This is a genomic window from Vibrio sp. FE10, from assembly GCF_030297155.1.
Lineage (GTDB): Bacteria > Pseudomonadota > Gammaproteobacteria > Enterobacterales > Vibrionaceae > Vibrio > Vibrio apostichopi.
The window spans coordinates 1,891,538-1,906,093 of record NZ_AP028067.1; the positions used below are offsets into that span (position 1 = coordinate 1,891,538).

Annotated in this window: 14 protein-coding genes; 4 read left to right on the top strand and 10 right to left on the bottom strand. The window is 42.9% G+C overall.

From position 1 onward, the window contains the following. Positions 1-399: 399 nt before the first annotated feature. From QUF19_RS08680 to QUF19_RS08695, 4 genes are all read right to left on the bottom strand, one after another. The gene (locus QUF19_RS08680) at positions 400-1,089 is read right to left on the bottom strand and encodes a P-loop NTPase family protein (RefSeq protein ID WP_286298774.1); all 690 of its coding nucleotides are present in this window, start codon (positions 1,087-1,089) and stop codon (positions 400-402) included. Beyond that, a complete protein-coding gene (locus QUF19_RS08685; RefSeq protein WP_286298776.1) occupies positions 1,089-3,188 on the bottom strand; it encodes an SLBB domain-containing protein in 2,100 nt (699 codons plus the stop codon). Before QUF19_RS08685 ends, QUF19_RS08680 begins: the two co-directional genes overlap by 1 nt. Beyond that, positions 3,185-4,018: an OmpA family protein gene (locus tag QUF19_RS08690; protein ID WP_286298778.1), complete on the bottom strand. Its 834-nt coding sequence runs from the start codon at positions 4,016-4,018 to the stop codon at positions 3,185-3,187. The genes QUF19_RS08685 and QUF19_RS08690 overlap by 4 nt, the downstream gene beginning before the upstream one ends. Before the next feature lie 62 nt (positions 4,019-4,080). Then, positions 4,081-4,410, bottom strand: a complete 330-nt coding sequence (locus QUF19_RS08695) for an STAS domain-containing protein (RefSeq protein WP_102437165.1) — start codon at positions 4,408-4,410, stop codon at positions 4,081-4,083. Positions 4,411-4,706: 296 nt separating this feature from the next. Between QUF19_RS08695 and QUF19_RS08700 the strand changes: the two genes are divergently transcribed. Beyond that, the gene (locus QUF19_RS08700) at positions 4,707-5,549 is read left to right on the top strand and encodes a DNA ligase (protein WP_286298779.1); all 843 of its coding nucleotides are present in this window, start codon (positions 4,707-4,709) and stop codon (positions 5,547-5,549) included. A gap of 129 nt (positions 5,550-5,678) precedes the next feature. Here QUF19_RS08700 and QUF19_RS08705 read toward each other — a convergent pair whose 3' ends face one another. Beyond that, on the bottom strand, positions 5,679-7,049 hold the full coding sequence (locus tag QUF19_RS08705; protein ID WP_102437161.1) for an MATE family efflux transporter: 1,371 nt from the start codon (positions 7,047-7,049) through the stop codon (positions 5,679-5,681). Between the two features lie 427 nt (positions 7,050-7,476). Between QUF19_RS08705 and QUF19_RS08710 the strand changes: the two genes are divergently transcribed. Next, positions 7,477-8,085 carry a riboflavin synthase subunit alpha gene (locus QUF19_RS08710; protein WP_286298781.1) on the top strand — a complete coding sequence of 203 codons (609 nt, stop codon included), beginning with the start codon at positions 7,477-7,479 and terminating at the stop codon, positions 8,083-8,085. A 108-nt stretch (positions 8,086-8,193) separates the two neighbouring features. Here QUF19_RS08710 and QUF19_RS08715 read toward each other — a convergent pair whose 3' ends face one another. Next, positions 8,194-8,397, bottom strand: a complete 204-nt coding sequence (locus QUF19_RS08715; RefSeq protein ID WP_016790726.1) for a CPXCG motif-containing cysteine-rich protein — start codon at positions 8,395-8,397, stop codon at positions 8,194-8,196. 185 nt (positions 8,398-8,582) lie between these two features. Continuing rightward, positions 8,583-9,449: a fructosamine kinase family protein gene (locus QUF19_RS08720; protein ID WP_286298783.1), complete on the bottom strand. Its 867-nt coding sequence runs from the start codon at positions 9,447-9,449 to the stop codon at positions 8,583-8,585. Positions 9,450-10,018: 569 nt separating this feature from the next. Between QUF19_RS08720 and QUF19_RS08725 the strand changes: the two genes are divergently transcribed. After that, positions 10,019-10,363, top strand: a complete 345-nt coding sequence (locus QUF19_RS08725; RefSeq protein WP_192890687.1) for a DUF3802 family protein — start codon at positions 10,019-10,021, stop codon at positions 10,361-10,363. A gap of 54 nt (positions 10,364-10,417) precedes the next feature. Here the strand turns inward: QUF19_RS08725 and QUF19_RS08730 are convergent, their stop codons facing one another. After that, positions 10,418-10,903, bottom strand: a complete 486-nt coding sequence (locus QUF19_RS08730; RefSeq protein ID WP_286298785.1) for a C40 family peptidase — start codon at positions 10,901-10,903, stop codon at positions 10,418-10,420. A 104-nt stretch (positions 10,904-11,007) separates the two neighbouring features. On the opposite strand from QUF19_RS08730, the gene QUF19_RS08735 reads away from it, so the two are divergent. Next, a complete protein-coding gene (locus tag QUF19_RS08735; protein ID WP_286298786.1) occupies positions 11,008-13,062 on the top strand; it encodes a methyl-accepting chemotaxis protein in 2,055 nt (684 codons plus the stop codon). A 127-nt stretch (positions 13,063-13,189) separates the two neighbouring features. Here QUF19_RS08735 and QUF19_RS08740 read toward each other — a convergent pair whose 3' ends face one another. Continuing rightward, a complete protein-coding gene (locus tag QUF19_RS08740; protein ID WP_286290954.1) occupies positions 13,190-13,525 on the bottom strand; it encodes an AzlD domain-containing protein in 336 nt (111 codons plus the stop codon). A 2-nt stretch (positions 13,526-13,527) separates the two neighbouring features. Beyond that, positions 13,528-14,265 carry an AzlC family ABC transporter permease gene (locus QUF19_RS08745; protein WP_286290955.1) on the bottom strand — a complete coding sequence of 246 codons (738 nt, stop codon included), beginning with the start codon at positions 14,263-14,265 and terminating at the stop codon, positions 13,528-13,530. Between the last annotated feature and the right edge of the window lie 291 nt (positions 14,266-14,556).

A 14,556-nucleotide genomic window follows, 5' to 3' on the forward strand; every position in this document is an offset into this window, starting at 1 on the left:
CAAAGCATAAAGTGTGATTTGCTTGATTTATCCACTGTGTTTCACAGCCATCGGATAACTTTGTCAAACTATTACAAATTCGTCAAAAACCACCTCTATTTATAATCTTAGGGAATATTCGTACGAATTCCATCTTTGATGCGATTTGCATGGTGCTTTAACCGTCTGTGTCACATTACCGCTAAAGTTAGGTGCAGGGCTGTTGATCTTTGAGTGGTTTTGAAGGTGGTAAGACCATATTCGTGATGTGTGAAATGCGTTGAATGGTTTTTAAAATCGCATCTTTGATGATAATTTCGCCAAAAATACCAAATTTGGTTTGAGGTGAATAAGCTCTGAGCCTAGTTGGGTAGGTGGCCGTCAAGTTTTGAGTGACAGCCGAAAATCAACGCCGAAAAATCACATTGGTAGGTTCAAAAACTCATTTTGATATAGCTTGTTCGCCAAGCGGTCACGGAGCTTAGAAGGAAGAAATCTCATCCGGTTGACCTGTCGAACCAGTTCTTGAGCAAAGCTTGGGTTGTTCTTCATGTTCATCACGCAACCCATCAATGTAATGCTTTGAGCATCGAGAAGTTTCTTCGCTTGTTCTAGATGATGAGTCGACGTTTCACCATAGGCGACAACAAGCAGTGCACAGTCACAAGCACTGGCAACCGATTGAGCAGGAATATTCCCCTTGTTGATATTAAGCAGTGGTGACGTATCAATGATCACACGGTCGTATTTTCCTAACCATTGAGTCACCGCTTTTTTCAGTGTCGCAGGATCTTTATAAGCGAGTTGAGTTGATGCGACTTGTGGAGCAGGTACGCCAATGAACATACGATGAGATTCAACGTGCTCAATAAGTTGACCGGATTGATCCTCTTCAAGCATGTGTAAGTTCTTAAAGGCAGAGTTGAACAAGTTGAGGTCAACATACAGCGTAGAGTGACCCGCTAATAGGAAACGTTCGGCCAATGCCGTAGCAATAGATGTTACGCCGTCACCTGAATGACAAGCGGTGACACAAATAGAGCGTTGTCCATTCAGTTCAGAAGCTAAGTACAGCTGTTCAACTTCGGCATGCGTTGCTGAAATAGTCATTATAACGCTCCTATTAACACGATAGTGGTCGTAATACGCAGGATGTCATCTAAACCAACACGTGCTTTCTCGATAAAGCTTTCACGACGGTCGGGGATATAAATCGTATCACCTGCACGCAATACCGGAAGGTTGTAAATGTTCGCGGTTTTACTGAACTCAACAAGGTCAAAGGTGCGCGCTTGGCCTTGGCAGCAAGACATGTTCACAATCGTAATTTTCTCGACGTAAGCGTTATCAGTAGGGCCTGCCGCTTCTGCCAAGATATCTAAGATGGTCATGTTGTCGTTAAACACATAACGACCGGGATTGTTGATAGCCCCAAGCACTCGAACGGTTTCTTCTTTGGGTGTATCTAGCCAGTTCTTACCTTTCTCTGGGATATAAATGGTGTCGCCAGTGGTTACGTTTGGCAGTAATGATTCATCACCCGTTTCAAAGTACAGTGATAGGTTCAGTTTGCTTACTTTAGAGTAAGTTTTGTCGCGGTGTGTGACACGAACATTGTGTATGTCGGCATCTTTAGTTGGACCATCAGCCGCTGACAGTATGTCTAAGAAATGCATGTCTTTAGTAAAGCGGTAACGGCCGGGTGCATTCACTTGTCCGAAGATATAGATTGATGCGTCTGAGCTTTGACGAACCCATTGTGATTTGTTGTCCGAAGGATCTTGTGGTAAATCGTGAACACGCACGATAGAACCCGCACGAATGTATGGAAGTTGATCGCGTGGCGCGCCATTTCGAATGAAGTCATCAAGATTAAACACAACCATCTTTCTACCCGTCACGACTTCAATTTTTGACGTATCCGCTCGTAATGTCGGGCCGCCAACATGAGCTAATAATCCCATGAAGTTCATTTCATCTGACCATTCGATACGACCAGGTCGGTTCACTTCACCAATGACATTAACCGCTCTGTCTGGTGCAATCTTCAACCAAGACTTCTCGTTCATGTCGGTTTTCTCTGGAACGAAAATCGCGTCACCGGCTTTAATACTCGGTGGGTTAGAGTTAGGTAGGCCTTCGGTGTACGCCGCCAAATCGAATTTAATCACTCTGCCATCGGCTTTGATCACACGTATTTGACGTGATTCTGCAAATCGAGTCGGACCGCCAGCATTCGCAAGGATATCCATAAAGGTCGCGTCTCTTTTTCCTTCAAAAGCGCCGGGCGCAGCAACTTCACCCATCACGTAAACCATATTGGCACCAGACTTAATCTCTTCTTCTTGCTTAGGCACAAAAATGGTTGAGCCGGGACGAAGAACAGGCAACAAACTTTCATCACCAGAGTCTAGGTAGCGTTTAAGGTTGAATAGAGTAGGCGTGTTGTTAGAGATGACACGGATTTGCTCGACACTGGCATAGCGAGTCACACCGCCCGATCGCATCAGCACATCAACAAGGTCAGTGTTTTCTTTGTACGTGAATGACCCTGGTGCGTTTACTTCACCAAATACCTTAATCGCATTGCGAGAGTCGGCACTGTCACCCGAGTTAGCAAGTTTGGCTGGATCAAACTCTTGTTCAATATTACCAACAAGCGGAGAAGCGGGAACGAACAGCGAATCAAGTGATTGCAGTGTCGGTAAGTTAGCTTCATCCCCAGAATCTAGAAAACGTTTGTAGTTGAACTCTTTTTTATCAGAGCCACGTTTTAAGATCAGTTTGTCTAACTGCGCACCTGAACGTAAACCGCCCGCTGCGTACAGTGCCATTTGAACACTTGAGCCGAGCGCTAACGTGTATTCGCCCGGTTCTTTCACATAACCTTGTACCGAGATGATGATTTGTTGCTCTTTCACATACACGGATGCGTTTGATAGGTCTTTGTAAGCCGATGCTAAAGATTCAAGAACGACTTTGTTTAGTTGCTCATTGTTGTAACCTGCCACGAATACCGCTCCGACTTCAGGAAGGGTAATTCGTCCACGTTTATCAACTTGGAATCCAGTATTGAGAGTGCTTTCACCAGGAACATTAACTTGGATAAGGTCACCGACTTGTACCGCATCAGAAAACTCATCATTAGCTTGAACGAAACTCGCGAAGCACAATGAGAATGTGATGAATAAAGTGATTAGTGATTTCATAGTGCACCTCCCATCTTCGCTGCGTTTTCAGGCGAGATAACTTCAATACTCACTCGACGGTTGGTCAGTAGGGTGCCGTCAGATTCACCCTCAAAAAGTGGCACCGTTTCACCGACAGATACGGCTTTGATTCGTTGTGGGCTTAGGCCAAAGATAGTGAGGTAGCGTTCGACTTGTTTTGCGCGTCCTAGTGCCAATTTATCGTTGTACTCTTCAGAACCTGTCGCATCTGCGTGTCCTGTAACAATAAGGTCTAAAGATTTGTTTTCTTTTAAAATGTAAGACGCTTCAGCCAGTTTACCCATGTATTTAGGATTCACTTCGGTAGAATTTTGCGCGAATTGGTTGTCAACATTGAGCAGTTCATACAGTTGTTGAATCACAGATAACTGCATGCGGAATTGGTTTTCGTTTTTAGGTGGTTCACAGCGCGCCTGAGAGGTCACATAGTCGAGTTGCACCTCAAGTTCGTTAAGACGTTTTCTTTGGATAACAAGGTCGTTGGCTGCATCTAACAGAAGACCACCTTGGAGTTCTCGTGCGATTCGGTTTTGTTTTTGAATGGCTTGAACAACAGCAGCAGGGAAGCACCAACGCGCACCTTCTTGGATCAACGCATCTAAATGCAGTTTTGCCAGTTGCCAATCAAAACGCAGTCCATGTTCAGGACCAAGAGGCTCGTCGGGCATGACAGGAGAGAAGTCAGAATTTTGATAATTGAGTGAGTCATAGCTTTCTGCTAAACCGCCAGTGCCTTGTTCTGGGTAACTCGTGCAACCCAGAACTAGGACAGACAGAGAAAGGGCTATGTAGTTTTTGAGTTTTTTCATGCCAACGTCCTTTGTTTTTTCTTTTTATTATTATTTTTAGTTACTTCTAGCTTAGTGGATCCTCATGAATTGGTAGGATTTTTTGAATTCACAGGGATAGCGTGGCCAATGCGTAGAAGCTTCATGATTTCTAAAGGCTGACCAGATACATTTTCTAAGCGCATATTTCGTTCGCGTTCAGTTAATCGCTTAAACATGTAGACAATTGCACCCACGCCTGATGAATCAAGAAATTGAACTTCACTGAAATCAACTTCAATTTCTTGGTGGCCGTCATTTGAAATCACATCATCAATATCGGTCTGTGCGTCGCGGCTACCTGCTGCGTCTAAATCACCAAAAATCGAAAGAGTCAGTGTCGTTGTGTTTAAGTCAATTTTGCGTAATTCCATAGTCTTATCTCCTTTAATGTATGAAATTACGATTGCACTGAATGTGCCAACTTTTATGTTATGTATTTTCAATAACTTAGGCGCAACTTCGGTTTAGATGTCATATTGAGAAATAGAACTTCTCAATATGAGAACGAATAATGAGTGGATTTTTGAGAGTTACCAGGTATTAATTTGATGAATGTAAGTCGAGATTATTAATAATGTTGACGTTTGGATCGCATCGTTTATTTAATTCCTGATATCAACTTTGTTGAACACATAGGATGAAAGGAGTGAAAAATACGGAGTGAACAATGAGGTTAACCAAACTGGCTATGGCAACGTTGTTGGCGTGTGGTCTGCCTGCACATTCATCTTATTTGCCGCCCGAGCAATTGGTACTCGCTAATACCTATCAACAAGGTATCGATGTCTCTCAATATTGGAAAAGCGAAAAACTGGACGGCATTAGAGCGTTGTGGGACGGAGAGCATTTATATACGCGCAACGGAAATCGAATTTATGTCCCTAAGTGGTTTGTCGAAAAACTGCCTAAAGTTCACCTAGAAGGTGAGTTATGGGCAGGGCGAGGTAACTTTCATGTTGTTCAATCAACCGTATTAGACCATACGCCCAGCGACACGGCCTGGCGACAAATCGACTTCATGCTTTTCGATATGCCTGGTGCCGCAGGAGATTATCAAAAACGTTATTACAACATTCTGCATTGGGCGAGTGTCATCGATGAAAAGCATATTGGGTACATCGAACATTTCCCAATACCCAATGAAGAGCTGTTATTCCAGCAATTAGACAACATCGATGAAGGGAATGGTGAAGGCATCATGCTTCGTAAGATCACCAGTCGTTATCAAGCAGGAAGAAGCAATGATTTACTCAAACTTAAGAGACACCATGACGCTGAAGCGACCGTTATCGGTTACAAGGGAGGAACTGGGAAATACAAGGGAATGATGGGCTCGATATTAGTGCACACGGAAGAGGGCGTTGAATTTTATATTGGGAGTGGGTTTAGCGATAAAATGAGGTTGGCACCACCAGAAATCGGCAGTCGAATTACCTTCCGCTATAACGGCTTTACGCAAAACGGAAAGCCCAAGTTTGCACGCTTTGTTCGAGAAAAGAGTGAGTATTAATAAATCAGGGCAGTAACTGTATTCAAACTAGAGAGTTTAAAATTAACAGAAACAAAAAGAGCCCTGATCATTCAGAGCTCTTGAGGTTCATTTTTATACTGGATCTAGTTTGCAATTAGCTGCCAATTATTAACGAGAACTAAACTCTAGCTGTACGTCATCATCTTGCTTATGCATCCAGTGCAGACGCATACCCAACATAATGGCTGCAGACGTAAGACCAACAATGAAACCAATCCAGAAACCATGTGCACCCATAGGTTCAACTATCCAATCTTTCATTCCTAAGACGTAACCGATCGGAAGACCAAGTAGCCAGTAGGCAACGAAGGTAATGTTGAAGATAGAGCGCATGTCTTTGTATCCGCGTAACGCACCCGCCGCAATCACTTGAATTGCATCCGTACATTGATATACCGCAGCGAACAACAGTAGTTGCATGGCAACGGTAATAACCGCTGTATTTTCAGTGTAAAGCAACGAGACTTGCTCTCTGAACAGTACGGTTAGCGCGGCTGTCATAAACGCCGTCACCAATCCAACAATAATGCCCACATGTGTCGCTATTCTTGCACCTTCTGTGTTGTTTTGACCCAATTTATGGCCAACACGAATACTTACCGCAGCGCCGATACTCATTGGAATCATGAACACGAGTGAAGAGAAGTTAATCGCGACTTGGTGCGCGGCAACAATCAGTGAGCCTAACGGTGCCACTAATAAAGAAACGACTGCAAATAGGGTTACTTCAAAAAAGATTGCAGCGGCGACAGGGAAACCAAGTCTGAACAAACGGATTTGCGCTTTTAACTGTGGTTTATGGAACGTGCCAAAGATATTAATTTTCGCTAAACGCTTCGATGTTAAAACATAAGCAAACAATAAAGCGAACATCACCCAATAGACGATTGCCGTCGCTACGCCACAACCCACGCCACCAAGAGCAGGTGCGCCTAGTTTTCCGTATACAAACATCCAGTTAAGCGGGATGTTTAATAGTAAGCCGATAAAACCGATAACCATTGCCGGCTTGGTTAAAGACATACCATCCGTAAAACTTCTTAACGTTTGGAACAGCAAAAATGCAGGCACAGCAAACATCACAGCATTCATATAGCCGATGGTTTTGTCTGCCATGAGCTGTTCAATGTCCATCCATTCCAGTATCAGCTGCGTTTGAAAAAGCACACCAATGATAGGAAGGGAGATGACTAGCGCTAAAAACGCACCTTGTTGAATCTCAAATGGGATCTTTACTTGGCGACCCGAACCATTCAGTTGTGCCACTACAGGAACAAGCGCCATTAATAGGCCAACACCAAATAGAATGGATGGTAGCCAAATACTTGCTGCAATCGAAACCGCCGCCATATCGATAGCGCTTACGCCACCGGCCATAACGGTATCAACAAAACCCATTCCGGTTTGTGCAACTGATGCGATCAAAACCGGAGTCGCAAGTTTGATTAAATTAGAGGCTTCTTCTTTGTAACGATGCACAAACAACTCCAAATAAGAGAGAAAATTAGAATAATAGCGTAGGAATAGACATTCTGAAGGAATCAGAGACACTGATCTTGAGCTTCCACTGGACGAATCATAAAGAAATGTCACAATACTTGCTATGAAAAACTGTTATTAGGGCGTGTTGATCTTTCGAGCTGATTTTTGCAGCGAGTTGCTGGGCATTTATACAAGGCAGAGGCGTCGATGTGTAGCTAGCCTACATGAGAAGCCGATAACGTAGTAAAAATGACCAGCAAACGCTGCCCGAAGGGTTCGGCTAAAAGCGTTTTACTCTTTGTTGAGGGAGATTTACTTAGAATGACTAGGCTACTTCCCCCTCGCCGCGATTAAAACGCTTTTATCTCGAACAAAATTTAACCACGAAAGGTCAACACGCCCTAGAATACTAAATAGGAATCTTATGTTTACAGGTATCGTTCAAGGCATGGCTACACTGGTTGCCATCAACAAAAAAGAGTTGTTTCAAACTCATACCATTGAGTTAAACGATGAGATGATTGAAGGATTAGCGATTGGTGCTTCAGTCGCTCATAACGGTTGTTGCTTAACCGTTACTGAAATCTCAGGTAACCAAATCTCATTTGATCTCATGCAAGCAACACTAAGGCTCACCAACTTAGGTCAACTCAATGTTGGTGACCAAGTAAACGTCGAGCGCGCCGCTAAGTTTGGTGATGAGATTGGCGGTCACAGCATGTCTGGGCACATCGCACTCATGGCTAAGTTAGTCGAAGTAATTAAAACGGAAAACAACCGTACACTTTGGTTCGAACTGCCAGAAGCATCGATGAAATATGTTCTGAGCAAAGGCTACATTGGCGTCGATGGTTGTTCATTAACGATTGGTGAAGTGGAAGACAATCGTTTCTCTGTCCATCTCATCCCAGAAACTTTGAATCGCACTCTGTTTGGTGGCCGTGAAGTAGGGGATGATGTGAACATCGAATTCGACCCTCAAACACAAGCTATCGTTGATACCGTAGAACGCGTACTTGCAAATCAGAAGTAACCTGAACGACAAGGTTTATGGCTTGAGTAATTAAGATATCGTTATAAATAGTAAAAAGAGCACATCAGGTGCTCTTTTTTGATCGTGGCTGAACCGAAAAATGATTTGTCAGAAAACCTGTTCATCGTCTGCATCAATCGAGAGATTAATTCTATCTCTCGCTTCATCTACCTGCATGTCGAGGTGGATTGCATTGCAACACGCGGGACAATCGTCGTAGAAGTCTTGGCTACCATTGGAAGCGTCGAGCGTTATGCTGATGGCGTGCCCACAATGAGGGCAGGAGACATGTTTCTCGGTGTATTTATGCATGGCGAATTCTCCTCACTGTAACTTTTATCAATTGCAGTAGCGTTTCTCAATCTTAGTCGCTTATATCAAACCTAGTATCTTGTATCAAACCAGATAGCTTGTATTGAACCGAGTAGCTGATATCGAACGTGCTTGTTGTTATCGATCTAGCTTGTATGGTTCTTGGTCAACTACTGTGATTATTATTAAACAGCCTGAATCTTCTGAATACACGCTTCGGTTTGTGCTAAATACTCGCCGCCAAATTGGTTGCAGTGATTAAGAAGATGGTACAAGTTGTAAATGTCTTTCCGATCAGTATAGCCAACGTCGAGCGGCATGACGCTTTGGTAACCTTCATAAAACTCTTTAGGGAAGCCTTCGAACAATTCGGTTAACGCCAAATCACACTCATGGTCACCCCAGTAGCAAGCTGGGTCGTAACAAATTGGGCCAAACGCGGAATTGGCGACATTGCCATTCCAAAGATCGCCATGAAGTAAAGAAGGACGAGGGTTGTGGCCTGCAAGTCGCATATTCACCACGTCGACAATATCGTCGATGTCACCAAACTCAATGCCTTTTTCTTTCAGAAGTTGCAGTTGAAAACCGATGCGCTGTTCTGAGAAAAAACGGCCCCATTTTTTATGCCATGGGTTGGGCTGTAGGGTGCTGCCGATATAATTATCTTGATCGCAACCAAACTCTTTTTGTTCGCCCCATCGGTGCAGTTGTGCCAATTGAACACCAAAGTCATAGCTATTATTGCCGGTTTCTAAAGGCTTAGTCGGTAGGTAATTGAGGATAATGAACGAGCACTCCTTGGTTTTACCAATAAGCACAAGCTCTGGGACATAGACGGTGGAGGTATTTCTTAATAGACGTAGGTTCTCAGCTTCAATCTCAAATTTTGGGAGAAATTCCCGCTGATTCACTTTTACAAAGTAACGTTCATTACCATCACTGATCATATAGCAATCGTTAATGTCACCACCAGGCACCTTAGTACGTTCAGTTATCTGAAAGTTAAATAAAAGGGTGTCTGAAAGCTGTTGAGAAATGGCCTGCCACATAGGAAATCCTCACAGAACTGTTAGTTTAAAAGACTAAATACAATTAGTTTAATAGCAATAGTTTAGGATAAATCTGAGCATTTTATAGACGTTCTGGTCAATGTTCTTAGCTCTTATTCATATCAATATGCATCAATTACTGGATTTGTGAACTCGGACTGTCTCAATGCCTTTGATATAACGAAAGAAATTATACTCTGCTAGGTCGCCAACAGTTTGGAACTGGCATCACATCTGCACCTGATAAGATGCTGGTTAAGTGGAAAAGAAGAGGCGGATTGGTATCGTCTACACGTTACCTTATTTGGTTCTAATAAGATGGTTAGTACTCGTTAGACATTAAGTAGGATGTCAGCATGGCATCGAATCACGTTCTGTTGGTCTTTTCACCATGCCTCGTTCGATGGTTTGATTGATGCTTGAGCGATTGATTTAAATTTGAGCTTAAATGCTAACAAGGATCATTTAAATGCGACTTTTAATAATAAAATGATGACAAATGACCTAATTTACATAGTATTAGCCAAGTACGTATTAATCTACTCTTGAGCTTAAAACGGAGATTTATTGTGGTTGTAGAAACCGATGGCTACTTAGCTTTAATCGAGCACCTATCATTCAACCTGGATGTATTCACCAAAGGTACTGGTGATACTGGCACTGAAAGTGTCGAAGATATTGTAACGGACATGATTTCAAGCAACATCATGGCTATTTTCGAGCAAAACCCAGAATTGCATGCCAGCGTTCGTTTTCAATTGTTGAAAGAGGCCGATGCTGTTGTGGCTGATTTAGGTGAAGTTTTGGCTGGTGTTTGGTCTAAGAAAGCGACAAACGAGCAGATTGTTTTTCTTGATGAATACATCGCGTTAGTGAAAAACTTGTTTGACACTGCCGTTGCTAAATACGACTAAGATTAGTGGTTGCTGACGTTAAATCAATGCAATTAAAGTCAGACAAACTTCAAACTATATACGTCTAAAGTGCCAGAATTTTGAAGCCCAATAGGGGTTATCAAGCCTTGAGATAATCACGCCTTTAGACGTAGACGCATGTAGGAACTGTTTGTTTCCCAGATAAACACCTACATGTCGAACCTTTGGTGAGGTTTTGAAAAAAACCAGATCACCGCTTATCGCTTGTTCATACGCGATTTCTTTTCCTTGTTGACTCTGATCTTTTGTCGTCCTTGGCAGTGCTTGCTGGGTCGCATTTTGTACTGCAATTTGAACGAATGCAGAGCAATCAACACCTCTAAATGACGCGCCACCAAAATGATAAGGCACACCTTTCCACTGGTCATACACGCTCATATAAGCATTAACAGTCAATTGTTCTGACTTTGATAAGGGTTTCTGTGCGGTTTGACTGAAGTGAGAGGGAGGTGGTGTCGAGCTACATGCAGCTAATGTTGCGAAAGTTATTGTAACTGCAAGCATTTTTCTGAATTTCATATGTAACTCTTCTGAAAAAAAAATGAAATAAAAACGTCATCAAGGACTTCTAGTATACGAACTAACTTAAGGATATCTCTTTTCGTAGTCAAACTGGATTTCACATGCCCGACACAAATTTATCAATAAAACCCTCACGTTATACATTCTCGCTCATCCAAACCGTTAGTGCTGTCTTTATTTCCATTCTTTTACTTGTCAGTTTTTTATCAATGGTCAGCATAAGAGGCGTTGAACGAGTAGGCGGATATTTCGATACGCTATCGGAGCAGGCTTTACCGCTTGCACTTCACAACGCGGAATTAACTCAGAGCGTATTAGAGCAAGTCAAACTCCTCACTTACAGTACCCAATCAACCGACTTAGATACGCTAAATGCAACACGAGGATCTATTGATCAACTTGCTTCCGAGAGTAACGCAACGCTAGAGGAACTCCTTTTTATCTCCCAATCTTTTCCTGATGCGATCTCTCTAGAACAACAACAGAACCTTATCGACGATATGGCGCAACTGCAAACCATGACCAACAAGGTTCTGTTAGCCCAGATTGAGATTCAAAATAAACAAAACCTGATCGACAGCAAAATGGGCGAGTTCCGTTACGGTGTCGGTTCTATCGGACCTGAAATGAACCGTATCAGTTCGTTTTTGGTGGAAGATAATCCAGAAGCCAATGATGCAGCGAATCGTTTCACTTCAAGTGCTTCAGCAATGGCAAATACCTTCTTGATGTTGATGATGCAATCTGATATCGAGAAAGCAGAAGACGAATATCGCCAATTGAGAAATCGAATTGCGGGTCTTAATTTGGCTTACAGTGATTTTGCAGATTGGCACCCAGACATTGCTGAATTCGCAAGCCTAACCGCACCTTATGAAATGGTAAAAGAGGGCTTCACTGAAGAAGGTGTTATCAAGCAACTGCTATTGAAATTAGAGTTAGTTCAACAACAAGAGCAAAATCTCGCTGAAGTGATTTCTTTAGCGAACACCGTCATCAACACACTCAACCAATTATCTTCTACCGCTTCTCAGTTGATTGATGAGAGCGAGCTAGTCGTTAATCAGACCATTACCAATATTGACCGAGTGTTGTTTATCAGCGGCTTGGTGATCGCCGTAATCATCGTGATTTCATGGTTAGTGTTACGTCGCTGGGTCAACAAAGGCCTGAAAAATATTACGCAACAACTGAGCTTGCTTGCAGAGCATGATTTCTCAAAACAAAGTGCATTGGTTGGCCCATTAGAATTACAAGTGATTGCCTCGAAACTGAATACCGTTGTCGATTCAACAGCAGATTCCGTGCGCTTGGTGACTCGTAACTGTGAAACGCTTTACCAAACTGCAGAAGTAAGCCATGACGCAGCGGAACAAACTAATTCGAGCTTAAATGAGCAGAACGAATCGTTGCAGAACATGATTACAACGATTACTGAACTTGAAGCATCGATTGGTGAAATTGCACGCATTTCGAATGCATCCAATGACGACGCGCAACTTGCTGAAAACGAATCGGTAACTGGCAGCCAAGTTGTCGGGCTCAATCAACAACGCCTGCAAGCTTTAGAACACTCTTTAAGTACGAACGAAGAGTCGATGACCGACCTCGACGGACGCGTTAAACAGATCCGCGAAATGGTCGACGTGATCAGCGGTATTGCAGAAAACACCAACTTGCTAGCATTGAACGCCGCAATCGAAGCAGCGAGAGCCGGTGAACAAGGAAGAGGCTTTGCTGTGGTTGCCGATGAAGTCAGAAAATTAGCCAGCGGCACTTCTCAGCAAACCACTAATATTCGCAATATGATGAATGAACTAGTCGCTGCAGCAGGCCGTTCTCGCTCGGCGGTAACTGAATCTCGAAGCGAAATGGCCAATGCGATGCAAACCAGTGGTGATGTTAAGCAAGCTTTTGAAAAAATTGAAGTTGCAGTGAGTCAGATTAAAGGGCGAGTTGAGCAAATCATGGTGGCGACTGAGCAGCAGGCACGCGCCACGGTTGATGTTACGCATTCAATCACCCGTGTATCGGAGCAGGGTGAAGATACCAAGTTGCAGTTAGAATCTATGATTGAAAGCTCAGAACAAGTCGCCGAGATAGCAGGGCATCAACAAGCCATGCTTCACAAGTACCAGTTGCAAGCTGAAAAGTAGAAACGTTGGCTGCTGTTTCTTGATAAATATTGAATAACTACCAAGCGAAATAGGATTTACGAAAAAGGCAGAGTACGAGACTCTGCCTTTTATTTTTTACATTATTTACCTGTCTATTTGAGCTTCTCTACATCGGCAACATTGGCATGATTTGTTGGAAAAAGATGAGCGAGGCAACACCACTGATCACAACCCAAATCAGATCAAAACGAAGGCTAACGAGCGTACAAACAATCGCAGCCAAAACCTTTGGGTTGTGAAGATCGAATTCCATTTCAGACCCCGCACCTAAAATCTCCACAGCAATGATCGCAGGTAAAACCGTAACAGGAACGAAGCGCAGCGTCTTTTTAAAACGCTCCGACATCTCAAACTTGCCCGCCATACCAATCACAGAGAAACGAATGATGAAGGTTGCTGCCGCCATCGCTAAAGTAATAAGAATAAAAGTCGTTGTATTCATGATTATGCCACTCCGCTTTCTTCGATTAATAAACCAGTTTGTGTTGTTTCTTGTTCTGCTTTCTCTGTCGATAGATCCATACGATACCCCGCGTAAACGCCTACAACCGCTGCGATAACGAGACCAAGTGAGTAGGGTAGTTCTGCAAGTAGAACGCCAGTGAACGTCGCAACGATAGCCGCCACAATGCACTCGCGACTTTTCACTTGCGGAATCACAATAGCAATGAAGGCTGCAACCATTGCGAAATCTAAACCATAGTTAGCAATTTCAGGGAACGAAGAACCAATCAGAGCACCTAAGAAATCTGCCATGACCCAGTTAACCCAAAATCCGCCCATCGCCGCCAAATAGAACCAATGACGCCCTTCTTTTTCTGCCTTCATTTCATTGATCGTTACTGCGTAAACCTCGTCCGTTAACCCGTAAGACATCAACATACGCATATGAATAGGATATTCCTTCATGTGTTCAGACATGGATGCGCTATAGAGCATGTGACGCAGGTTGATAATAAAAGTGGTAAACATGATAACGACGATGCTCGCCGACGATTGAACCAAGCCTAGTGCGACCATTTGCGATGAACCCGCAAACACAGTGAATGACCATAAAGTACTTTGTGTAACGGTCATTCCAGCCGTGATACTGATTGCCCCGACAATGAATGAAAATGGAAATGCGCCTACGCACAACGGAAAGATGGCACGTAGCCCTGCCTGTATTTGTTGTTTATTCATGACTGCTCACCCTAAATTAAAAATTCAAATTTATTTGCAAAATATGATGAGAATCGTATTGGTGATTAATTTATTTTTCAAACATAGATTAAAATTTATTTGATTTAGATCGGTATTCTTGAGTCAAACAAAAACAGGGGTTGAATTAACTACTTCAAATTCAATTGGTTAGCTCTTGTTTCATTTTTGGTATCTTTGATTGTTCTTTTTGAATTGATTTTATTGCAACTATTTTTGCATTTTATCGTTTTCAATGGTTAAACTGTAGTTGAAATATTTAGGCAACTAAGA

Coding starts and splice junctions, on each gene's coding strand:
- QUF19_RS08685 (WP_286298776.1), bottom strand. CDS start 3,188: ATGAAATCACTAATCACTTTATTCATCACATTCTCATTGTGCTTCGCG.
- QUF19_RS08720 (WP_286298783.1), bottom strand. CDS start 9,449: ATGTGGCAGGCCATTTCTCAACAGCTTTCAGACACCCTTTTATTTAAC.
- QUF19_RS08700 (WP_286298779.1), top strand. CDS start 4,707: ATGAGGTTAACCAAACTGGCTATGGCAACGTTGTTGGCGTGTGGTCTG.
- QUF19_RS08740 (WP_286290954.1), bottom strand. CDS start 13,525: ATGAATACAACGACTTTTATTCTTATTACTTTAGCGATGGCGGCAGCA.
- QUF19_RS08695 (WP_102437165.1), bottom strand. CDS start 4,410: ATGGAATTACGCAAAATTGACTTAAACACAACGACACTGACTCTTTCG.
- QUF19_RS08735 (WP_286298786.1), top strand. CDS start 11,008: ATGCCCGACACAAATTTATCAATAAAACCCTCACGTTATACATTCTCG.
- QUF19_RS08730 (WP_286298785.1), bottom strand. CDS start 10,903: ATGAAATTCAGAAAAATGCTTGCAGTTACAATAACTTTCGCAACATTA.
- QUF19_RS08745 (WP_286290955.1), bottom strand. CDS start 14,265: ATGAATAAACAACAAATACAGGCAGGGCTACGTGCCATCTTTCCGTTG.
- QUF19_RS08710 (WP_286298781.1), top strand. CDS start 7,477: ATGTTTACAGGTATCGTTCAAGGCATGGCTACACTGGTTGCCATCAAC.
- QUF19_RS08715 (WP_016790726.1), bottom strand. CDS start 8,397: ATGCATAAATACACCGAGAAACATGTCTCCTGCCCTCATTGTGGGCAC.
- QUF19_RS08680 (WP_286298774.1), bottom strand. CDS start 1,089: ATGACTATTTCAGCAACGCATGCCGAAGTTGAACAGCTGTACTTAGCT.
- QUF19_RS08690 (WP_286298778.1), bottom strand. CDS start 4,018: ATGAAAAAACTCAAAAACTACATAGCCCTTTCTCTGTCTGTCCTAGTT.